24 protein-coding genes and 1 tRNA gene are annotated in these 21,551 nt (G+C 57.2%); 20 read left to right on the top strand and 5 right to left on the bottom strand.

Going from position 1 to position 21,551, the window contains the following annotated elements; translation table 11 throughout:
- Positions 1–141: 141 nt before the first annotated feature.
- The gene (locus tag VNV36_RS17480; RefSeq protein WP_325718841.1) at positions 142–1,230 is read right to left on the bottom strand and encodes an asparaginase; all 1,089 of its coding nucleotides are present in this window, start codon (positions 1,228–1,230) and stop codon (positions 142–144) included.
- A gap of 326 nt (positions 1,231–1,556) precedes the next feature.
- On the opposite strand from VNV36_RS17480, the gene VNV36_RS17475 reads away from it, so the two are divergent.
- The 8 genes from VNV36_RS17475 (at position 1,557) to VNV36_RS17440 (ending at position 9,155) form a co-directional block, all read left to right on the top strand.
- Complete coding sequence (locus VNV36_RS17475) at positions 1,557–2,006, top strand: hypothetical protein (RefSeq protein ID WP_325718840.1); 450 nt, start codon at positions 1,557–1,559, stop codon at positions 2,004–2,006.
- A gap of 183 nt (positions 2,007–2,189) precedes the next feature.
- Positions 2,190–3,146, top strand: a complete 957-nt coding sequence (locus tag VNV36_RS17470) for a sugar ABC transporter substrate-binding protein (protein ID WP_325718839.1) — start codon at positions 2,190–2,192, stop codon at positions 3,144–3,146.
- 55 nt (positions 3,147–3,201) lie between these two features.
- Entirely contained in the window at positions 3,202–4,755 is a 1,554-nt protein-coding gene (locus VNV36_RS17465; protein WP_325718838.1) for a sugar ABC transporter ATP-binding protein, read from the top strand.
- Positions 4,752–5,729 carry an ABC transporter permease gene (locus VNV36_RS17460; RefSeq protein ID WP_325718837.1) on the top strand — a complete coding sequence of 326 codons (978 nt, stop codon included), beginning with the start codon at positions 4,752–4,754 and terminating at the stop codon, positions 5,727–5,729. The genes VNV36_RS17465 and VNV36_RS17460 overlap by 4 nt, the downstream gene beginning before the upstream one ends.
- A 3-nt stretch (positions 5,730–5,732) precedes the next feature.
- Positions 5,733–6,752: a LacI family DNA-binding transcriptional regulator gene (locus VNV36_RS17455; protein ID WP_325718836.1), complete on the top strand. Its 1,020-nt coding sequence runs from the start codon at positions 5,733–5,735 to the stop codon at positions 6,750–6,752.
- A gap of 24 nt (positions 6,753–6,776) precedes the next feature.
- Complete coding sequence (gene rbsK / locus VNV36_RS17450; protein ID WP_325718835.1) at positions 6,777–7,694, top strand: ribokinase; 918 nt, start codon at positions 6,777–6,779, stop codon at positions 7,692–7,694.
- Positions 7,691–8,095, top strand: coding sequence for a D-ribose pyranase (rbsD, locus tag VNV36_RS17445; RefSeq protein ID WP_325718834.1), 405 nt, complete (start codon positions 7,691–7,693; stop codon positions 8,093–8,095). Before rbsK ends, rbsD begins: the two co-directional genes overlap by 4 nt.
- A 31-nt stretch (positions 8,096–8,126) precedes the next feature.
- A complete protein-coding gene (locus VNV36_RS17440) occupies positions 8,127–9,155 on the top strand; it encodes a nucleoside hydrolase (protein WP_325718833.1) in 1,029 nt (342 codons plus the stop codon).
- A 33-nt stretch (positions 9,156–9,188) separates the two neighbouring features.
- Here VNV36_RS17440 and VNV36_RS17435 read toward each other — a convergent pair whose 3' ends face one another.
- On the bottom strand, positions 9,189–9,389 hold the full coding sequence (locus VNV36_RS17435) for a hypothetical protein (protein ID WP_325718832.1): 201 nt from the start codon (positions 9,387–9,389) through the stop codon (positions 9,189–9,191).
- A 131-nt stretch (positions 9,390–9,520) separates the two neighbouring features.
- Between VNV36_RS17435 and VNV36_RS17430 the strand changes: the two genes are divergently transcribed.
- Complete coding sequence (locus tag VNV36_RS17430; RefSeq protein WP_325718831.1) at positions 9,521–9,823, top strand: hypothetical protein; 303 nt, start codon at positions 9,521–9,523, stop codon at positions 9,821–9,823.
- A gap of 162 nt (positions 9,824–9,985) precedes the next feature.
- Positions 9,986–10,303 (top strand): I78 family peptidase inhibitor, encoded by a 318-nt coding sequence (locus VNV36_RS17425; protein WP_325718830.1) that lies wholly within the window; start codon positions 9,986–9,988, stop codon positions 10,301–10,303.
- Positions 10,304–10,368: 65 nt separating this feature from the next.
- Here the strand turns inward: VNV36_RS17425 and VNV36_RS17420 are convergent, their stop codons facing one another.
- Together VNV36_RS17420 and VNV36_RS17415 are read right to left on the bottom strand one after the other, a co-directional pair.
- Positions 10,369–10,581 carry a cold-shock protein gene (locus tag VNV36_RS17420; protein ID WP_003179963.1) on the bottom strand — a complete coding sequence of 71 codons (213 nt, stop codon included), beginning with the start codon at positions 10,579–10,581 and terminating at the stop codon, positions 10,369–10,371.
- 290 nt (positions 10,582–10,871) lie between these two features.
- On the bottom strand, positions 10,872–11,174 hold the full coding sequence (locus tag VNV36_RS17415) for a hypothetical protein (RefSeq protein WP_325718829.1): 303 nt from the start codon (positions 11,172–11,174) through the stop codon (positions 10,872–10,874).
- Between the two features lie 370 nt (positions 11,175–11,544).
- Here VNV36_RS17415 and thrS point away from each other — a divergent pair, with 370 nt between their 5' ends.
- From thrS to VNV36_RS17365, 10 genes are all read left to right on the top strand, one after another.
- The gene (gene thrS / locus VNV36_RS17410) at positions 11,545–13,467 is read left to right on the top strand and encodes a threonine--tRNA ligase (RefSeq protein WP_042609455.1); all 1,923 of its coding nucleotides are present in this window, start codon (positions 11,545–11,547) and stop codon (positions 13,465–13,467) included.
- The gene (gene infC / locus VNV36_RS17405) at positions 13,467–14,018 is read left to right on the top strand and encodes a translation initiation factor IF-3 (protein ID WP_169432615.1); all 552 of its coding nucleotides are present in this window, start codon (positions 13,467–13,469) and stop codon (positions 14,016–14,018) included. The genes thrS and infC overlap by 1 nt, the downstream gene beginning before the upstream one ends.
- Positions 14,019–14,078: 60 nt before the next feature.
- Positions 14,079–14,273, top strand: coding sequence for a 50S ribosomal protein L35 (gene rpmI, locus VNV36_RS17400; protein WP_002553160.1), 195 nt, complete (start codon positions 14,079–14,081; stop codon positions 14,271–14,273).
- 27 nt (positions 14,274–14,300) lie between these two features.
- Positions 14,301–14,657 carry a 50S ribosomal protein L20 gene (gene rplT, locus VNV36_RS17395; protein ID WP_002553161.1) on the top strand — a complete coding sequence of 119 codons (357 nt, stop codon included), beginning with the start codon at positions 14,301–14,303 and terminating at the stop codon, positions 14,655–14,657.
- Positions 14,658–14,766: 109 nt separating this feature from the next.
- The gene (pheS, locus tag VNV36_RS17390) at positions 14,767–15,783 is read left to right on the top strand and encodes a phenylalanine--tRNA ligase subunit alpha (RefSeq protein ID WP_003226365.1); all 1,017 of its coding nucleotides are present in this window, start codon (positions 14,767–14,769) and stop codon (positions 15,781–15,783) included.
- 26 nt (positions 15,784–15,809) lie between these two features.
- Complete coding sequence (gene pheT / locus VNV36_RS17385) at positions 15,810–18,188, top strand: phenylalanine--tRNA ligase subunit beta (RefSeq protein ID WP_325718828.1); 2,379 nt, start codon at positions 15,810–15,812, stop codon at positions 18,186–18,188.
- A 3-nt stretch (positions 18,189–18,191) separates the two neighbouring features.
- Entirely contained in the window at positions 18,192–18,494 is a 303-nt protein-coding gene (gene ihfA / locus VNV36_RS17380) for an integration host factor subunit alpha (RefSeq protein ID WP_002553164.1), read from the top strand.
- A complete protein-coding gene (locus VNV36_RS17375; RefSeq protein WP_003179985.1) occupies positions 18,475–18,831 on the top strand; it encodes a MerR family transcriptional regulator in 357 nt (118 codons plus the stop codon). The genes ihfA and VNV36_RS17375 overlap by 20 nt, the downstream gene beginning before the upstream one ends.
- Positions 18,832–18,920: 89 nt before the next feature.
- Positions 18,921–18,997, top strand: a tRNA-Pro gene (locus VNV36_RS17370).
- Positions 18,998–19,298: 301 nt separating this feature from the next.
- Positions 19,299–19,514: a hypothetical protein gene (locus VNV36_RS17365; RefSeq protein WP_325718827.1), complete on the top strand. Its 216-nt coding sequence runs from the start codon at positions 19,299–19,301 to the stop codon at positions 19,512–19,514.
- A gap of 382 nt (positions 19,515–19,896) precedes the next feature.
- Here VNV36_RS17365 and rtcR read toward each other — a convergent pair whose 3' ends face one another.
- Complete coding sequence (gene rtcR / locus VNV36_RS17360; protein ID WP_325718959.1) at positions 19,897–21,501, bottom strand: RNA repair transcriptional activator RtcR; 1,605 nt, start codon at positions 21,499–21,501, stop codon at positions 19,897–19,899.
- Positions 21,502–21,551 lie beyond the last annotated feature (50 nt).

Genomic DNA, 21,551 nt, shown 5'->3' with positions numbered 1-21,551 from the left:
CTGACAGCGGTTTTCCGATTTTGGTGTAGGGGCGTAGAGTTTTTTGTGGGAAAAATGCTTAAGAGGGGAGCGAGGCACCACCCGCCAGGATGGCAGGTGGTGAGCTGACGCCCGATCGAGAGTTGATCAGGCGAAGGTTAGTCAATATTCCCAGAACATCCGTTGCAGCTCTTTGCTGTCATTGGTTTTGGTCAGGGCGACCATGGCCAGGATGCGGGCCTTTTGCGGGTTCAAGTCGTGAGCGACAACCCAGTCATATTTGTCGTCGGGCTGCTCAGCATTACGCAGGACAAAACCGCCGGCATTGACGTGCGACGAACGAATGATCTGTACGCCATCCTTGCGCAGAGCTTGCAAGGACGGAACCACGCGGGAGGAAACCGAACCGTTGCCAGTACCGGCGTGGATGATGGCTTTGGCGCCGGATTGCGCCAGTGCCTTGTAGGCGGTATCGCTGACGTTGCCGTAGGAATAAGCGATTTCTACGTCAGGCAGGCTCTTGATGTTTTTGATGTCGAATTCCGAATCCATGGTGTGACGCTTGGCCGGCAGGCGGAACCAGTAGGACTTGCCTTCGACCACCATACCCAGCGGACCCCAGGCGCTTTTGAACGCTTCGGTCTTGATGTTGATCATTTTGCTGACGTCGCGACCAGACTGGATCTCGTCGTTCATGGTCACGAGGACACCTTTGCCGCGGGCCTCTTTGCTGCTGGCCACGGCCACGGCGTTGTACAGGTTAAGCATGCCGTCTGCCGACATGGCGGTGCCCGGGCGCATCGAGCCAACGACGATGATTGGCTTGTCGGTCTTCTCGACCAGGTTCAGGAAGTAAGCGGTTTCTTCCAGGGTGTCGGTGCCGTGAGTGATAACGATACCGTCGACGTCCTTGCTGTCAGCCAGCTCGGAAACGCGACGGCCCAACTGCAGCAGGTTTTCATTGGTGATGCTTTCCGAAGCAATCTGCATGACTTGTTCGCCACGCACGTTGGCCAGTTTGCTCAACTCGGGAATGCCGGCAACCAATTGCTCGACACCGACTTTCGCTGCCTGATAGGTCGCGCTGTTGGCGGCGCTGGCACCGGCGCCCGCGATGGTGCCGCCCGTGGCAAGTACAACCACATTGGCCAGTTTGGTCTGGGCTTCGACTTCTTTTGCCTGAAGGGCGGTGGGCAGGAGCAGGAGGAGGGCCAATGCGCCCGGAACCAAGGTATTGAAAGCAGATTTCATTATTTTTCTCTCTAGTCGTGAGACGGTGCGGATGCAGGTTCATCTAGATGCGCCTCGAGCCGATCTGAATGCCCGAGGTGCGAGGAGGGGAGCAGAATTCATACCATGTGTAATGTATCTGTGGAAAATGTCTAACCTGATGATTTAAATCAACATTAAGTACGTATCTGAATATTCTGTCGGATCTGACCATCCGGGATTCCGAACGTCAGCCGGCCTCGTGTTCGGCTCTCCGATAGCCCCTGCTCAATGGATGATATATGCCGACTAAAGAATTGCGCCTTCATGCCGATGCGTCTTCAAGGAAACCAAATTTAGGAGTTCACATGTCACTGACGGTCGGTTTTGCCAATCCCGCTGCTGTCACCATCGGCGGTAAAACTGCGGCGACGATCAACACCCTGAACGACGCGACCAATGAAGCGTCAACCCAGGCGCTGGGCACTGAGAAAACTGAAAAAAATGAGGTAAGAACCGGCGGTGGTCCTGTTCAGGAGAATAGTGAAACCGAGGCCGGGAGCAATCTGAGCGTCACCGTCAAGACCTTGCTCAAGCGGATGAAAGAACTGCAGAAGCAGCTCCAGGAGCAGCAGCAGCAGCTGGCTGCCGCGCAGGCTGCAAGCTATCCGACGCCGGAGGCAAAATCCCAGGCAGTCATGTCTATTCAGGGTCAGATTGCACAAACCAGCGCTGCGCTAGCGGAAGTAGCGGGTGCGCTGGTCAAGGAAATGTCCAAGACTGCCACCAGCGGGGGATTGGTCAACACTACCGCTTGAATGTCGGAAGGGCGTGACAGCGATTCGCCCTACAACTTATTGCGATTTCTGATTGTTGACAAATGGCGGCGGGATTCTCATAGTTCGGTCTACGCAAACGTTTGCGCGGCGTTAATGGGGCATTTGCTCGTGAAGCTGTTCGCGCAACGTTGCTTACAATAATCATAAGATCGGAGTGAACCCATGAAGCTGCCATTCGCTGCACGTCTTCTTGCTGTCGCTATGCTGGCTGTCACAGCCGCCGCATTACCTGTCTCATCGGCATTTGCCGAGTCCCCGGAAAAACCCAAAGTCGCGTTGGTCATGAAGTCTCTCGCCAACGAGTTCTTCCTGACCATGGAAGATGGCGCGAAAGCGTACCAGAAAGAACACTCCGCCGATTTCGATCTGATCTCCAACGGCATCAAGGATGAAACCGACACCGCCGGCCAGACCCGCATCGTCGAACAGATGATCCTGGCCAAGGTCGACGCACTGGTGATCGCGCCCGCTGATTCCAAGGCGATGGTGCCAGTGATCAAGAAAGCTGTTGATGCCGGCATCACCGTCATCAATATCGACAACCAGCTCGATCCCGCCGTGGTCAAAAGCAAAAACATCAACGTCCCTTTCGTAGGGCCGGACAACCGCAAAGGTGCGCGTCTGGTCGGCGAGTACCTGGCCAAGCAACTGAAGGCGGGCGACGAAGTCGGCATCATCGAAGGCGTTTCCACCACCACCAACGCGCAAGCGCGTACGGCTGGTTTCAAGGATGCCATGGAAGCTGCGCAGATCAAGGTAGTCTCGCTGCAGTCCGGTGATTGGGAAATCGACAAGGGCAACAAGGTCGCCGCTTCGATCCTCAGCGAATATCCGGACGTTAAAGCGCTGCTGGCCGGTAACGACAGCATGGCGGTCGGCGCGGTGTCTGCAGTTCGTGCTGCCGGCAAGGCCGGGCAGGTGAAAGTCGTCGGTTACGACAACATCAATGCCATCAAGCCGATGCTCAAGGACGGCCGCGTGCTGGCCACGGCTGACCAGTTTGCTGCCAGGCAAGCAGTGTTCGGCATCGAAACCGCATTGAAGATCATCAAAGGCGAGAAAGTCGACAGCGGCACCAACGGTGTGATTGAAACACCGGTCGAGCTGGTCACTCAATAAGTCATCCGGCGACACAACGGCGCTCGTCCGTCCGGGCGAGCGCATGGAGATTTCTATGTCAGTTTCCGCCCCGAACGCTGTCCTCTCGGTCAGCGGTATCGGCAAGACCTATGCGCAACCGGTGCTCACCGGCATCGATCTGACGCTGATGCGCGGTGAAGTACTGGCGCTGACCGGCGAGAATGGCGCCGGTAAAAGTACCCTGTCGAAGATCATCGGTGGTCTGGTCACGCCAACCACAGGTCATATGCAGTTCCACGGCAAGGACTACCGTCCGGGCAGTCGTACCCAGGCAGAAGAGCTTGGCGTACGCATGGTCATGCAAGAGCTCAACCTGTTGCCGACGCTGTCGGTGGCGGAGAATCTGTTTCTGGATAATTTGCCGAGCAGCGCTGGCTGGATCAGTCGCAAGCAACTGCGCAAGGCAGCGATCGAAGCCATGGCCCAGGTCGGCCTTGACGCGATCGATCCGGACACGCTGGTCGGCGAGCTGGGGATCGGTCATCAGCAGATGGTCGAAATCGCACGCAACCTGATCGGTGATTGTCACGTGCTGATCCTCGATGAGCCGACCGCGATGCTCACGGCTCGCGAAGTCGAAATGCTCTTCGAGCAGATCACACGATTGCAGGCTCGGGGTGTTGCCATCATTTATATTTCTCATCGTCTCGAAGAACTGGCGCGGGTTGCGCAGCGGATTGCCGTGCTGCGTGACGGCAATCTGGTCTGCGTCGAGCCGATGGCCAACTACAACAGCGAGCAACTGGTCACATTGATGGTCGGTCGCGAACTGGGCGAACACATCGACATGGGTCCGCGCAATATCGGCGCGCCAGCGTTGACGGTCAAAGGCCTGACCCGCTCGGACAAGGTTCGTGATGTTTCCTTCGAGGTGCGTGCCGGGGAAATCTTCGGAATCTCCGGGCTGATCGGGGCAGGGCGCACGGAGTTGCTGCGGCTGATTTTCGGTGCTGACGTGGCTGACAGCGGCAGCATTGCCCTGGGCTCGCCAGCGAAGGTTGTGAGCGTGCGCTCGCCGGTCGATGCCGTACGCAATGGCATTGCCCTGATCACCGAAGATCGCAAGGGCGAAGGGCTGCTGCTAAGCCAGTCGATCTGCGCCAACATTGCCTTGGGCAACATGCCGGAAATCTCCAGTGGTGGTTTCGTCAACAATGGCGACGAGATCTCCCTGGCGCAGCGTCAGATCGAGGCCATGCGCATCCGCAGTTCGAGTCCGACGCAGTTGGTGTCGGAGCTGTCCGGCGGCAATCAGCAGAAAGTCGTGATCGGGCGCTGGCTGGAGCGCGACTGTTCAGTGCTGCTGTTCGACGAACCCACCCGCGGTATCGACGTCGGCGCCAAGTTCGACATTTACGGTTTGCTTGGCGAATTGACCCGTCAGGGCAAGGCGTTGGTCGTGGTGTCCAGTGACTTGCGCGAACTGATGCTGATCTGCGACCGGATCGGCGTGCTGTCGGCGGGGCGCTTGATCGATACCTTCGAGCGCGACAGCTGGACCCAGGATGATTTGCTTGCCGCCGCATTTGCCGGCTACCAAAAACGTGATGCGTTGCTCAACGAAGCGGCGCCTAGGGATCTCCCATGAAAACTGCATCTTCTGCCAATCAGCGTAGTGGCAACTTCTACGGCCTGGGGACTTACCTGGGTCTGGCCGGTGCCTTGCTGGCGATGATCGCGCTGTTCTCGGTCTTGAGCAGTCATTTCCTCTCGTACAACACCTTCAGCACGCTGGCCAACCAGATTCCTGATCTGATGGTTCTGGCAGTGGGCATGACGTTCGTGCTGATCATCGGCGGCATCGATCTGTCCGTCGGCTCGGTACTGGCGCTGGCAGCGTCGACCGTCAGCGTTGCGATTCTGGGCTGGGGCTGGAGCGTGCTGCCGGCAGCGTTGCTCGGCATGGCAGTGGCGGCTTTGGCCGGTACCATCACTGGCTCGATCACCGTGGCCTGGCGGATTCCTTCGTTCATTGTCTCCTTGGGCGTGCTGGAAATGGCTCGCGGTCTGGCTTACCAGATGACCGGTTCGCGTACTGCGTACATCGGCGATGCGTTCGCGTGGCTGTCGAACCCGATCGCGTTTGGCATTTCTCCCTCGTTCATCATTGCCCTGCTGGTGATATTCATTGCGCAGGCAGTTTTGACCCGCACCGTTTTCGGCCGTTACCTGATCGGCATCGGCACCAACGAAGAGGCGGTGCGCCTGGCCGGGATCAATCCAAAGCCTTACAAGATTCTGGTGTTCAGCCTGATGGGTTTGCTGGCGGGCATCGCTGCGCTGTTTCAGATTTCGCGTCTGGAAGCGGCAGACCCGAACGCAGGTTCGGGTCTGGAATTGCAGGTGATCGCAGCGGTGGTTATCGGCGGTACCAGCCTGATGGGCGGTCGCGGTTCGGTGATCAGCACTTTCTTTGGTGTGTTGATTATCTCAGTGCTGGCCGCCGGTCTCGCACAAATTGGTGCGACCGAACCGACCAAGCGCATCATCACCGGTGCGGTAATTGTTATCGCCGTGGTGCTCGACACCTATCGCAGTCAACGCGCCACGCGCCGGGGCTGAACCATGGCAACGATCAAGGATGTAGCGGCGCTCGCGGGCATTTCCTACACGACGGTGTCGCATGTGGTGAACAACACCCGGCCGGTCAGTCAGGAAGTGCGGCTGAAAGTGGAGGCGGCGATCAAGAGTCTCGACTACGTGCCCAGCGCCGTGGCGCGCTCGCTGAAAGCCAAGACCACCGCAACCATTGGCTTGCTGGTGCCTAACAGCCTCAACCCGTATTTCGCTGAATTGGCCCGAGGAATCGAAGACTACTGCGAGCGTAACGGCTATTGCGTGATCCTCTGCAACTCCGACGACAATCCGGAAAAACAGCGTAGCTATTTGCGCGTCCTGCTGGAAAAGCGCATCGACGGTTTGATCGTCGCCTCTGCTGGCGGCGACAGTGGTCTGGCCGAAGGGCTGGCGGGAGTGAAGACGCCGATGGTGATCGTCGACCGGGATCTGGAAGGCGTGAGTGCCGATCTGGTGCGCATCGACCATGAGTACGGCGCTTATCTGGCGACACGTCATCTGCTTGACCTGGGGCATCGCGACATCGCCACTATTGGCGGCCCGGCGAGTACCAGCGTCGCGCAGATGCGTCAGGCCGGCTATTGCCGAGCGCTGCAGGAAGCAGGGGTCGAGGTGCGCGAAGAGCGCATGCTGGAAAGTGATTTCACCAGCACTGGCGGTTACAACGCCGCCACACGGCTGCTCGAAAGCAATCGGCCCAGCGCGATTTTTGCCGGTAACGACATGATTGGCATCGGCGTGCTGCGCGCAGCGGCCGAACGTAACGTACGGGTACCGGCCGAGCTGTCAGTGATCGGCTTCGACGACATTCAGATGAGTCGCTATGTGTACCCGGCGCTGACCACGGTCGGCCAGTCGATCCTGCAACTGGGCGAGATGGCTGCCGAAGTGCTGTTGCGAAGGATTTCTGCTCCGGACTCCGGCACCGGTCAACGCATCGTGACCCCGAGTATCGTCCTGCGCGAATCGACTGCGCCGCTGTCCGGCGTGTTCACCGAATATCGCTGAAACCGAATTGATGAGTAGTGATGTATGCCCGCAAATGTAGTGGTAATTGGCAGCCTGAACATGGATCTGGTGACCCGGGCGCCGCGCCTGCCCAGGGGCGGTGAAACGCTGATCGGACATTCCTTTGCCACCGTGTCTGGCGGCAAGGGCGCCAATCAGGCGGTTGCCGCCGCGCGTCTGGGTGCGCAAGTGGCAATGGTGGGTTGCGTTGGAAACGACGACTACGGTGTGCGCTTGCGCGATGCTTTGCTCGCCGAGCAGATCGACTGCCAGGCCGTCAGCGTCGTCGAGGATTCCAGTGGCGTGGCACTGATTGTGGTCGATGACAACAGTCAGAATGCGATCGTCATTGTCGCCGGTGCCAACGGTGCAATGACGCCGGCGGTGATCGACCGGTTTGATGCGGTCTTACAGGCTGCAGACGTGGTGATCTGCCAGCTCGAGATTCCAGATGCGACGGTCGGACACGCGCTCAAGCGTGCGCGAGAACTCGGTAAAACGGTGATTCTCAATCCGGCACCGGCCAGTCGTCCTTTGCCGGCGGACTGGTATTCCGCCATTGATTATCTGATTCCCAATGAGAGCGAAGCGGCTGCGTTGAGCGGGTTGACTGTCGACTCGCTGCAGGCAGCAGAGGCGGCGGCCACGCAATTGATTGCCATGGGCGCCGGCAAGGTCATCGTCACTCTCGGAGCGCAAGGTTCGTTGTTCGCCAATGGCAATGGCTTCGAACATTTCCCCGCGCCGACAGTGAAGGCTGTCGATACCACGGCGGCGGGTGACACATTTGTCGGCGGTTTCGCCGCAGCGCTGGCCAGTGGCAAGTCTGAAGCCGAGGCGATCCGCTACGGTCAGATCGCCGCAGCACTGTCGGTCACCCGTGCCGGAGCACAACCGTCCATTCCTACCATGTCCGATGTACAGGCGTTCAAACCCGCATGAAAAAAACACCTCTACTTAACGTCGCGCTGTCGCGACTGATCGCGTCGCTGGGCCATGGTGACATGGTGGTGATTGGTGACGCCGGACTGCCCGTGCCCCCGGGTGTTGAGCTGATCGACCTGGCGCTCACTCATGGCATCCCCGATTTCGTCAGCACGCTGAAAGTCGTGCTCAGCGAAATGCAGGTGGAAAGCCATGTGCTGGCCAAGGAAATTTTCGACAAGCAACCGACAGCGTTGGCGGTTCTGGACGCACTGAATGAAGAGGGTGCGCTTGGGCGTAGGGATTTGCTCACTCACGAACAGTTCAAGGTGCTTGGCCGGCAAGCCAGGGCGATCATTCGTACAGGAGAATGTCAGCCATACTGCAACATCGTTCTGATCGCCGGGGTTACATTCTGATTTCCGATTTCACCTGCACAAGGAATGCGCTATGCAACGCTATGCTGAAAAACTCCAACAACTGATGCGGAGCCTGCTGCTTTTGTCCGTGATAACTGCGACCGGTGTTCAGGCGGCGGAAAAGATCGACTTGATCATCGACACCGATCCAGGTGCTGACGACGTGGTCGCCTTGCTGTTCGCTCTGGCATCACCGGATGAACTGAATATCCGTGCCCTGACCACGGTCGCCGGCAACGTGCGACTGGACAAGACCTCGCGTAACGCGCGTCTGGCTCGCGAATGGGCGGGGCGCGAAGATGTACCGGTTTACGCCGGCGCACCGAAACCGCTGATGCGCACGCCGATCTACGCCGAGAACATTCATGGCAAGGAGGGCTTGTCAGGTGTTACGGTCCACGAGCCGAAAAAGGGGCTGGCGAAAGGCAATGCGGTCAACTATCTGATCGACACCCTGAAAAACGCCAAGCCGCACAGCATCACCATTGCCATGCTCGGTCCGCAGACCAATCTGGCCCTGGCGTTGATCCAGGAGCCCGAGATTGTCCAGGGCATCAAGGAAGTGGTGATCATGGGTGGGGCGCATTTCAACGGCGGCAACATCACGCCGGTGGCCGAATTCAACCTGTTCGCTGATCCGCAGGCCGCTGAAGTTGTACTCAAAAGTGGTGTGAAACTGACTTATCTGCCGCTCGACGTGACGCACAAAATCCTCACCAGTGACGCACGCCTGAAGCAGATTGGCGCGCTCAACAATAATGCGAGCAAGATTGTCAGCGACATTCTCAACGAATACATCAAGGGCGATATGGAGCACTACGGTATTCCCGGTGGCCCGGTGCATGACGCGACCGTCGTGGCTTACCTGCTCAAGCCTGAGCTGTTTACCGGGCGGGCGGTCAACGTCGTGGTGGATAGCCGGGAAGGCCCGACCTTCGGCCAGACCATCGTTGACTGGTACGACGGTCTGAAAGCACCGAAGAATGCGTTCTGGGTCGAAAACGGCGACGCCCAGGGATTCTTTGATCTGCTGACCGAGCGTCTGAAGCGTCTGAAATAAGCTGTCAACCCGCAGGCGCCTGCCTGCGGGTTTTCACTGCGCAGGTTCGGTCGGCCCGGTGGGGTATCGTTCGAAAACCTGCTTGATAAAATCCTGCGCCCCCTCTATTCCCAGATCCTTGACCAATAAATCGATGCTGATCAGGGCCAGCTCTTGCGTGGTGCCGGGGCTGTAAGAGCTGTGTCCTTGCACCCATTTGGCGTTAATGGTGGCGTCGATGCTTACACTGGTCATGAGGAGGCTCGAAAGGTCTGGATGTCTATTTTTCGAGTTAACCATCTTGCGCTGCATTTGGCACTGCGACTTAGGCATGAGCGGGGCGCTATGCGACACTTGGTCTTTTTCGGCTTTCCAAGGACACCGCTGTGCACATCGATCTGAATATCCCCGATAGCCTGACTGTTGAAGCTGTCCGTCTACTGCTGGCTTGCGCCAGTGACGACGAACACAATCAGTTGCGCGTGACCACAGGTGGCATTGCCTATCTGTCCACTGTAACCGGCGGCCAAGACATCGACGGCCTGTCGTTTCGTCTCGAAACGTGGGCAAAGGGCTCGGGATATGTGGGTAATGTCGCAGCCAGCGACGAGGTGTGGGTGATGCAGGTTTTCAATGCGCTCAGAGATAACTGGCCGAACCCGCCGTCTGACTACATCGACGTTTATTGAGCTTCATTAATATTCAGTCACGATTGTTTTGATGAGCCGCTGGGCGCAGCTCGGGCACACTCGGCATTTTTCCGCTCGTGGGCATGGCCTGATCCTTGAAACCAAACGCTGCATTGGCGGTCGCACGATCTCTGCTTAAACATTTGAAAACAAGGAGGCTTCATGCCTTTGAAGTTCGCAACACTGGGTGCACTTATGGCCGCTGCTCTGTTGGCTGGTTGCAACACAACCTCCGGCGAGTCGGCAAAGGAGCCCGTGGTGGCTGAATCAGGAAATAGCCGCTGCGAAGCGTCGGCAGCGCAATTCGCCGTTGGCAAGAAAGCATCCCCTGAGTTGCTGGATCAGGCGCGGGCCAAGGCTGGAGCGCAAAATGCGCGCTTCCTCAAGCCGACCGACATGATCACTCTGGAATATCGCTCCGACCGCCTGAACCTGAACACCGACAACAATTTGGTGGTTACCCGCGTCAACTGCGGCTGAGTCCTTTTGTTTCAGGCATAAAAAACCCCGTCACCTGGACGGGGTTTTTTTAGTGCGCCAGGAAATTACTCTGGGCGAACTTGTGCAGCTTGCATACCCTTTTGGCCTTTCTCAGCCACGAAAGAGACAGTCTGGCCTTCTTTCAGGCTTTTGAAACCGTCGGATTCGATAGCTTTGAAGTGTACGAACAGGTCGTCACCGCCACCTTGAGGAGTGATGAAGCCGAAGCCTTTTTCATCGTTGAACCATTTAACGGTGCCGGTTTGGCGATTAGACATGGTGTATCTCCAAGAAACATATATTTTCAGTAGTACTGTGCTGCTCAGGCCAACTGGGCACACCCGGGTATCATAGTCGAAATGTTCGCTTTGGTAGCCCCCCGGACGTGCTGTTTGCCAATCAGTCGTGTTTTCTTTACTGCCTGTTTCTGCTGAAAGCCCCGGTTTGAAAGGCTTTCAGCGAAACGTAAAGACGATAAAAAAACCTGTAAAACCTGCATAAATCGTCTGAAACGGCTCATTTCCGCTACTTTTTTCCGCCTTTCAGCCGGTTGTCATGCACGCTTTCATTATTTTTTCGCTGGGGTGTTTGCCTTGCATTTGGCGATCTGGCCAAGGGCTTTCTGTTGCAATTCTGGAGTCGCCTTGTTGTCCATCAGCGCCTGAATGTCGCTGGCCGGATAGGACTTGATGGCGTCAGCACCGCAAGCGCAGTGGGATTTCGCTGCCGCAGCACCGATTTGTGGGGTGGCAGCCTGGGTGCACTGGGCCATGTACTTCTCGCGCTCGCCCTTCGGCCAGTCGGCATGAGCGCTCAGTGGCAGCAGCAGAACGACGGGGGCGACGACGGCGAATAAGCTTTTCAGACGCATGCGAGGATGCTCCTTGTGGGTCAATGTCTTGTTATCTGAGGGCGCAAGGGCCGATCAAGTTCAGCACTCTGGCATAAAAACGGACAATTCGCCTTCCGGTAAATCAAGGCGTGAGCGACCGTTCATCTGTGCTAGCATGCCGGCTCAAGCGTTCTCAGGCTTTGGATGACCTACAGTCCCGAAGCGGTCGACGTGCGAATTATTTCCGATTTGAATCCCAGTCACTCTGGTTCGGTTTTCCGGTTGGCCGCAAGGCTCCTGCCGCTGTAAGGCAGGCGTTCGTCATTGAATGGCCTGGATCGGATCTTGTACTGGCTCATCCCAACCCACGTGACCTTTGGTAGGGGTCACCACTAGGAGAGGAGGCGCCATGCCAACTATTACTCTTCCCGACGGCAGTCAACGTTCATTCGATCACCCGGTTTCCGTAGCCGAGGTCGCCGCATCCATTGGTGCAGGTCTGGCCAAGGCGACGCTTGCCGGCAAGGTCAATGGGCAACTGGTCGACGCCAGCGACATCATCAGCAGCGACGCGACCCTGCAAATCATTACGCCAAAGGATGAAGAGGGGCTGGAGATCATTCGCCACTCTTGCGCTCACCTGGTCGGCCATGCGGTCAAACAGCTGTATCCGACTGCGAAAATGGTCATCGGCCCGGTCATCGACGAAGGCTTCTATTACGACATTGCCTACGAGCGTCCTTTCACGCCGGAAGACATGGCCGCCATCGAACAGCGCATGCAGCAGCTGATCGAGAAGGATTATGACGTCATCAAGAAAGTCACTCCGCGCGCCGAAGTGATCGAAGTGTTCAAGGCCCGCGGCGAAGATTACAAGTTGCGCCTGGTCGAAGACATGCCGAACGAGCAGACCATGGGTCTGTACTATCACGAAGAATACGTCGATATGTGCCGCGGTCCGCACGTGCCGAACACGCGTTTCCTGAAATCCTTCAAGCTGACCAAGTTGTCTGGCGCCTACTGGCGCGGCGACGCCAAGAACGAGCAACTGCAGCGCGTCTACGGCACCGCTTGGGCTGACAAGAAGCAACTGGCGGCGTACATCCAGCGTATCGAAGAAGCTGAAAAGCGCGATCACCGCAAGATCGGCAAGCGTCTGGGCCTGTTCCACACCCAGGAAGAATCCCCGGGTATGGTGTTCTGGCACCCGAACGGCTGGACTCTGTACCAGGTGCTTGAGCAGTACATGCGCAAGATACAGCGCGACAACGGTTACCTCGAGATCAAGACCCCTCAAGTCGTCGATCGCAGCCTGTGGGAGAAATCCGGGCACTGGGCCAATTACGCCGACAACATGTTCACCACTCAGTCGGAAAACCGCGACTACGCCATCAAGCCGATGAACTGCCCATGCCACGTGCAGGTGTTCAACCAAGGCTTGAAAAGCTACCGCGAGCTGCCGATGCGCCTGGCCGAGTTCGGTGCCTGCCACCGTAACGAGCCGTCGGGTGCGTTGCACGGCATCATGCGCGTTCGTGCGTTCACTCAGGACGACGCGCACATCTTCTGCACCGAAGAGCAGATGCAGGCCGAGTCCGCTGCGTTCATCAAGCTGACCATGGACGTCTATCGCGATTTCGGCTTTACCGAAGTCGAGATGAAACTGTCCACTCGTCCGGAAAAGCGCGTCGGCTCCGACGAACTGTGGGATCGCGCAGAAGCAGCATTGGCTGCAGCCCTTGATTCCGCTGGCCTGCCGTACGATCTGCAGCCGGGCGAGGGTGCTTTCTACGGGCCGAAGATCGAGTTCTCGCTGAAAGATTGTCTCGGTCGCGTCTGGCAGTGTGGTACCTTGCAGCTCGATTTTAACCTGCCTGTCCGTTTGGGCGCTGAATACGTCTCCGAAGACAACAGCCGCAAGCACCCTGTGATGTTGCACCGGGCGATCCTCGGTTCCTTCGAGCGTTTCGTCGGGATCCTGATCGAGCACTACGAAGGTGCGTTCCCTGCGTGGCTCGCGCCAACCCAGGCAGTGATCATGAATATCACTGATAAACAGGCAGATTTTGTTGCAGAGGTTGAAAAAACTCTCAACGAAAGCGGATTTCGTGCCAAGTCCGACTTGAGAAATGAAAAGATCGGCTTTAAAATCCGCGAGCATACTTTGCTCAAGGTTCCCTATCTTTTGGTTATCGGAGATAAGGAAGTCGAGATGCAGACTGTCGCTGTGCGTACTCGTGAAGGTGCTGACCTGGGCTCGATGCCCGTCGCCCGGTTCGCTGAGTTTCTCGCGCAAGCGGTTTCCCGGCGTGGTCGCCCAGATTCGGAGTAATTATTATTAAGCGTGAAATGAGACAAGATAAACGAGCTGCACCGAAAGCCCCGATCAACGAGAATATCTCGGCACGCGAGGTTCGGTTAATTGGCGCTGATGGCGAGCAGATTGGCATCGTCTCGATTGATGAAGCGCTTCGTATCGCTGAAGAAGCAAAGCTTGATCTGGTGGAAATCTCCGCAGATGCAGTCCCGCCTGTTTGCCGGGTGATGGACTACGGCAAGTCGATCTTCGAGAAGAAGAAGCAGATTGCCGCGGCGAAGAAAAACCAGAAGCAGATTCAGGTTAAAGAAATCAAGTTTCGTCCAGGGACGGAGGAAGGGGATTACCAGGTAAAACTGCGCAACCTGGTACGTTTCCTGAGTGACGGGGACAGGGCCAAGGTATCCTTGCGATTCCGCGGCCGTGAGATGGCCCACCAGGAGCTGGGGATGGAACTCCTCAAGCGGGTTGAACAAGACCTGCTCGAGTACGGTTCGGTCGAACAGCATCCTAAGATGGAAGGACGCCAGCTGATCATGGTCATCGCCCCGAAAAAGAAGAAGTAATCAACAGGGCACGGCAGGCCTTCTGATTATGTTTATCAACTGAATGCGGAGTATCCGAACATGCCAAAAATGAAAACCAAAAGTGGTGCTGCCAAGCGGTTTCTGAAAACTGCTAACGGCATCAAGCACAAGCACGCTTTCAAGAGCCACATCCTGACTAAAATGTCGACCAAGCGTAAGCGTCAACTGCGCGGTAGCAGCTTGCTGCATCCGTCTGACGTGGCAAAAGTCGAGCGCATGCTGCGCCTTCGTTAATTTAGTCAAGAATAGAGGAAGTAACTCATGGCTCGTGTAAAGCGTGGCGTCATTGCCCGTAAGCGTCACAAAAAAATTCTGAAACTTGCTAAAGGCTACTACGGCGCACGCTCCCGCGTATTCCGTGTTGCCAAGCAAGCGGTAATCAAGGCAGGCCAATACGCCTACCGTGACCGTCGTCAGAAAAAACGTCAGTTCCGCGCTCTGTGGATCGCTCGTATCAATGCTGGTGCTCGTGTTAACGGTCTGTCCTACAGCCGTTTCATCGCTGGCCTGAAAAAAGCGTCCATCGAGATCGACCGTAAGGTTCTGGCTGATCTGGCAGTGAACGAAAAAGCGGCGTTTGCTGCGATTGTCGAGAAAGCTAAAGCCACCTTGGCTTAAGTACCCCCGACAGTCACCCGGTCTCATCTCTGTGGGGCCAGGTGTTAAACGTCATAAATAGGGGAAGAGCCTTCAAGCTCTTCCCCTATTTTGTATCTGGAGTCTGTACATGGAAAACCTGGATGCGCTGGTCTCTCAAGCACTAGAGGCTGTGCAAAGCGCTGAAGATATCAATGCCCTGGAGCAAATCCGGGTTCAATACCTTGGCAAGAAGGGCGAATTGACCCAGGTGATGAAGACCCTGGGAAATCTGCCGGCCGAAGAGCGTCCGCAAGTCGGTGCGCTGATCAACGTTGCCAAGGAACGTGTTACAGGCGTTCTCAATGCGCGCATGGCGCTGTTTGAAGAAGCCGAACTGGCTGCCAAACTGTCCGCCGAATCCATTGACGTGACATTGCCGGGCCGTGGCCAGACCTCCGGCGGTCTGCATCCGGTCACCCGGACTCTGGAGCGTGTCGAGCAGTTCTTCACCCGCATCGGCTACGGTATCGCCGAAGGCCCCGAGGTCGAAGACGACTACCACAACTTCGAAGCACTCAACATCCCAGGCCATCACCCGGCCCGGTCGATGCATGACACCTTCTATTTCAATGCCAACATGTTGCTGCGCACCCATACCTCGCCGGTACAGGTTCGCACCATGGAGTCGAAGCAGCCGCCGATCCGCATTGTCTGCCCAGGCCGCGTGTATCGCAGTGACTCCGATATCACCCACTCGCCGATGTTCCACCAGGTCGAAGGCCTGCTGGTTGATCGCGATATCAATTTTGCCGATCTCAAAGGCACCATCGAAGAATTCCTGCGAGTGTTCTTCGAGAAGGAACTGGCCGTACGTTTCCGTCCTTCGTACTTCCCGTTCACCGAGCCATCCGCTGAAGTCGATATGGAATGCGTGATGTGCAGTGGTAAAGGCTGCCGCGTCTGCAAGCAGACCGGCTGGCTGGAAGTGATGGGCTGCGGCATGGTTCACCCGAACGTGCTGCGCATGTCCGGCATCGACCCGGAAGAGTTCTCCGGCTTTGCCTTCGGCATGGGCGTCGAGCGGCTGGCCATGCTCCGTTACGGCGTGAACGACTTGCGTCTGTTCTTCGACAACGACTTGCGGTTCCTCGCGCAATTTCGCTAGTCGTAACGAATTCTTAGGAGAGCAGGATGAAATTCAGTGAACAATGGCTGCGTGGCTGGGTTAGCCCGCAGGTAGATCGCGACGAGCTGGTTGCTCGTCTGTCAATGGCCGGTCTTGAGGTCGATAGCGTCACTCCGGCTGCCGGCGTATTCAGTGGCGTGGTGGTGGGCGAGGTGCTCAGCACCGAGCAGCATCCGGACGCTGACAAGTTGCGCGTGTGCCAGGTCAGCAATGGCGCGGAAACCTTCCAGGTCGTGTGCGGAGCGCCAAACGTGCGCCCGGGCCTGAAGATTCCATTCGCCATGATCGGCGCCGAACTGCCGGGCGACTTCAAGATCAAGAAAGCCAAGCTGCGCGGTGTCGAGTCCAACGGCATGCTGTGCTCGCAATCCGAGCTGCAGGTCGGTGAAGGTAACGACGGCCTGATGGAGCTGCCGGCCGATGCGCCGGTTGGCGAAGATTTCCGCGTGTATCTGAGTCTGGAGGACGCGAGCATCGAGGTCGACCTGACCCCGAATCGTGGCGACTGCCTGTCCCTGGCAGGTCTGGCTCGCGAAGTCGGCGCGCTGTATGCGGTGCCGGTTACACGTCCTGTGGTGGCTGCGGTTCCTGCGGTGCACGACGAAGTGCGTTCGGTAGAGTTGCTGGCGCCAGCCGCCTGCCCACGTTACTTGGGGCGGGTCATCCGTAACGTCGACTTGTCCAGGCCAACCCCGCTATGGATGGTTGAACGTCTGCGTCGCGCCGATGTGCGCAGCATCGACGCGGCGGTCGACATTACCAACTATGTAATGCTTGAGCTCGGCCAACCTCTGCACGCTTTCGATCTCGCCGAAATCAATGGCGGCATTCGCGTGCGCATGGCCGAGGAAGGCGAGAAGCTGGTTCTGCTCGACGGTCAGGAAGTCAGCCTGCGCAGCGATACGCTGGTCATCGCCGACCACACCCGCGCATTGGCGATCGCCGGTGTCATGGGTGGCGAACATAGCGGTGTCTCTGCGACCACGCGTGATGTGTTCCTGGAATCTGCGTTTTTCGATCAGATTGCTGTCGCCGGCAAGGCCCGTTCCTACGGCCTGCACACCGACGCTTCGCATCGTTATGAGCGCGGCGTTGACTGGCAACTGGCCCGTGAAGCCATGGAGCGCGCCACTGGCCTGCTGCTGGAAATTACTGGCGGCGAAGCTGGCCCGATCATCGAGACCGTCAGCGAGCAACATTTGCCGTCGATCGCGCCGATCACCCTGCGTGCCCAGCGCATCACGCAGATGCTCGGTATGGAAATGGATTCGGCACAGGTCGAGCGCCTGCTCAGCGCATTGGGTCTGAACATCACCGCTGAAGGCGAAGGGCAGTGGCGCGTTGAAGTGCCAAGCCATCGCTTCGATATCAGCCTGGAAGTCGATCTGATCGAAGAACTGGCCCGTCTATACGGTTACAACCGCCTGCCGGTTCGCTACCCGCAAGCGCGCCTGGCGCCGCAAGCCAAGGCCGAAGCGCGTAGTGATTTGCCGGAGCTGCGTCGTCTGCTCGTTGCTCGCGGCTATCAGGAAGCCATCACCTACAGCTTCATCGATCCGAAGCAGTTCGAGCTGTTCAATCCGGGCGTAGAGCCGCTGTTGCTGGCCAATCCGATCTCCAACGACATGGCTGCCATGCGTTCGTCGCTGTGGCCCGGCCTGATCAAGTCGCTGCAGCACAACCTCAATCGCCAGCAGGACCGCGTGCGTCTGTTCGAGAGCGGCCTGCGCTTCGTCGGTCAGCTTGAAGGCTTGAAGCAGGAACCCATGCTGTCCGGTGTTGTTTGCGGCAGTCGCTTGCCGGAAGGTTGGGCTCAGGGGCGCGAGACCGTCGACTTCTTCGACGTCAAGGCTGACGTAGAAGCGGTGCTAGGCTTCGCCGGTGCGCTGGACTCGTTCACTTTCGCCCCGGGCAAACACCCGGCGCTGCACCCGGGTCAAACCGCGCGCATTGAACGCGAAGGTCGTGAAGTCGGTTTCGTCGGCGCTATTCATCCGGAATTGTCGAAAACGCTCGGCCTGGATCGTCCGGTGTTCGTTTTTGAGCTGGTTCTGGCTGAAGTGGCACTGGGTAAAATGCCGAAATTCCACGAGTTGTCGCGCTTTCCTGAAGTGCGTCGTGACCTTGCACTGATCGCGCACAAAGACGTCGCAGCCTCGGCTGTGTTGGACGTAATCCGTGAAAATGCAGGCGAATGGCTCACAGAGCTCAGGCTGTTTGACGTTTATCAGGGTAAAGGTATTGATCCTGATAGAAAAAGCCTTGCAGTCGGCTTGACCTGGCAGCATCCATCGCGCACTCTTAATGACGATGAGGTGAATTCGACGACGCAAAATATCCTCACCTCGCTCGAACAAAGGTTGAACGCCACGTTAAGGAAGTGACGTATGGGGGCTTTGACGAAAGCTGAGATGGCGGAACGTCTGTATGAAGAGCTGGGCCTGAACAAGCGGGAAGCCAAGGAACTGGTGGAACTGTTTTTCGAGGAAATCAGGCACGCTCTTGAAGACAACGAGCAAGTCAAATTGTCCGGTTTCGGCAATTTCGACCTTCGGGACAAACGCCAGCGGCCTGGCCGCAACCCGAAAACGGGGGAAGAAATCCCGATCACGGCTCGCCGTGTGGTCACCTTTCGTCCAGGGCAGAAGTTGAAGGCCCGAGTTGAGGCTTATGCTGGAACCAAGTCATAACGACGAGCTACCCGTCATCCCGGGCAAACGCTACTTTACCATCGGTGAAGTCAGCGAGTTGTGTGCCGTAAAGCCACACGTGCTGCGTTACTGGGAGCAGGAGTTTCCTCAGCTCAACCCCGTCAAACGCCGCGGAAACCGCCGGTATTATCAGCGCCAGGACGTGCTGATGATCCGGCAGATCCGCGCACTCCTTTACGATCAGGGTTTCACCATCGGCGGCGCACGTCTGCGCCTGTCCGGCGATGAAGCCAAAGACGACACCACTCAATACAAGCAGATGATCCGGCAGATGATTGCCGAGCTGGAAGACGTACTGGTGGTGCTCAAGAAATAAAAAGCTGCGTTTGAATACTTCCAGTTTTCAAAAGCTTGCGATATATTCTTGAGCGTTCTTCGAGGTGAAGAACGAAAAGCTGTAATAGTCGGGGCGTAGCGCAGTCCGGTAGCGCACTAGCATGGGGTGCTAGGGGTCGAGTGTTCGAATCACTCCGTCCCGACCATATTTTTCAATGAGTTAGGCCAATGTTCACAACATTGGCCTTTTTCATGTGCGTGAGATTTGTGAGGCTTTTCGATTTCGATCTTCTACGATCACACCTGCATCTCGAAGATGACAGCCGTTGCTTCTGCTGGGACGTCATTATCAAACGCATCGCTCGCGGCAATTCTCGCCCGTGCCACCCCGTCAGGTATTTAGGTTTTATAAAAATCAGGCCCGCTCGTCGAACAAACAGCACTCACAGTGCCAGGACCCTCTCTCATTTATAAGCGCAGCCCATGCGCCACTGACGGGAGAGAATGATGATCGAAGACAACAACGGCCCTGAAGCGCCATATCCGGGACCAAGCGAGCAAACGCCTGACTCTGGCGAGGATCAGGATTCCGGTCTGGACCAGGCTGTCTCTGAGCCAAAGCAGGGCGCTGAAGAAAGACCGGAAGACTGGAATCCGCCACCCGGGAACCCTGGTTCTGATCAAGATGCGCAGACGGGACGTGATAACGGCGGCGCGAAATAAGCACCATGAATTCTTATCTCACATGACCCGGCCATCGCGCCGGGTTTTTATGCCGCCGATCCATGAACGGCGCCGGCGCTGGATACTTTATCCAGCCGCCGGCAACAAGTACGTTCACTCAACGATACAGATCCAGCGGTGGTTGTATCGGTAAGGCGCACGAGTGAAATGGACGTCTGAAACCATTTTCATGCCGCGCTCTTGAAGCGCTTCGGTCAGTTGCACGAGTGTCTCTGCCTGGATAGTCATTACTGTCACCTCGTCAGATTTACTGCGTTCATAATTCTTGACCGAGAGATCAGGTGGCTAATTCAATTTTTCTACGGTTCTGATTAAAGTCAGCGAGTATTGCACCAGCTTGCTGCCTGGAGCGCGCTGCGCTTTATTTCGTGCCTGTGATCTCGCCCCATTCAAGCCCGAACCGCCCCAGGTACTTCCTCAAGCGATCGGCATCATTGGGCTGCGTCTTCGCCTGCCGGGAAACACCGAACAGTCGTCGGCCAGCATCCGACAGACTATCCGCCTGCCGGCACACCTCAATAACTGCCTTCAGCTGCACGCGGTCGAACAAGTCCATGTGCTCGCCATCTCCCGGCAAATCTGCCGACACCGCAGTGGGTTGCATCAATCCCCACGCATATCGCAATCGATCAATCTCCTCATCCACCTGCGCTTCATCGATCCGCCCGCTGTCGGCCAAAGTCGCCATCCGTGTAATCGATGCGGACAGTTCGCGAAAGTTGCCCAGCCAGGCTGCTTCACGTGAGGTGGCGAAGGCCAGGTAGCGTCGGCGTGCTTCGAGATTGAAGTGCACCTGATGCCCATGTTCGCGAGCATGGCGTACCAGCTCGAAATCAATATTGGGCTCGATATCCTCGCGGCGGCCAGCGAGACCTGGCAGATCGAACGTCCACAAGTTGATGCGCGCATACAGATCTTCGCGAAACAGGCCTTCGGCGACGCGGCTGCGCAGGTCGCGGTGGGTACCGGCGATGATCAGGAAATCGCTCTCGACTTCCTTGTCCGAGCCCAGTGGGAAGAAACGTTTCTCTTCGATTGCCTTTAACAGCATCGCCTGTTCGTCTGCACCGAGCTCGCCGATCTCGTCGAGAAACAGCATGCCACCGTTTGCGCCGCGCAATAGACCGTCGCGAGCGTTTTGCGCGCCGGTGAAGGCACCTTTGACATGGCCGAACAAGGCCGACATCGCGCCGTCGCCACGCAGGGTCGCACAGTTGACTTCGACAAAGCGCCCCTGCATTTGATGACGGTTGCGTTTGAGTTCGTAGATGCGTCGGGCCAGGAAGGATTTGCCGGCGCCGGTCGGGCCGATCAGCAGCATAGGTGCTTTGGAGCGCACCGCTACGCGCTCGATCTGTTCGATGGAACGGTTGAAGGCTGGGTTGCGCGTTGCAATTCCGGATTTGAGAAATTCCAGGCCTTCGAGGCGTTTGTTGGCGAAGCGTGAGGCAATGCGATCATAGCGCGACAGGTCGAGATCGATCAGCGCATACGTGCCGCAGGCGGGCTCGTCTTCGCTCTTGCGCTTGGCTGGAGAGGTCTGAATCAGCCGTGCCGGCAGGTAGCGTGCCTCCGTAAGCAGGAACCAGCATATCTGCGCAACGTGGGTGCCGGTGGTGATATGCACGAGGTAGTCCTCGTGTTCGGTGTCGAAGTCGTAGGCAGTGGTGAAGTCGTGCAGGGCGCCGTAGACCTCCTCGAAATCCCAAGGATTGCGCAGTGACATCGGATGCAGACGTACATCAGTGCCTGGAGAGATCTGCTGGATGTCGGCGCGGACTCGCTCGCCGAGGCTGACGTCCCATGCATCGAGGCCGTGAATCAGTTCTAGCCGATGGATCGGCAGATCTGCTTGCTGGCACATTCCTATGGTTGGACGCCAATGATTCCAACGGTTGGTGCCTTTACCGACGCGATCGAGGGTGGCCCCGATAAATCCGATGGCGACCGTGCGCTTATTGGACATGTCTATCCCAAAAGATAAATGACGATAAGCAATGATAATTTTATTGCCAG

Source organism: Pseudomonas sp. (genome assembly GCF_035554175.1).
GTDB lineage: Bacteria > Pseudomonadota > Gammaproteobacteria > Pseudomonadales > Pseudomonadaceae > Aquipseudomonas.
The sequence above is the reverse complement of the archived record's forward strand: the minus strand, read 5'-3'. Positions and strand labels throughout refer to the sequence as shown.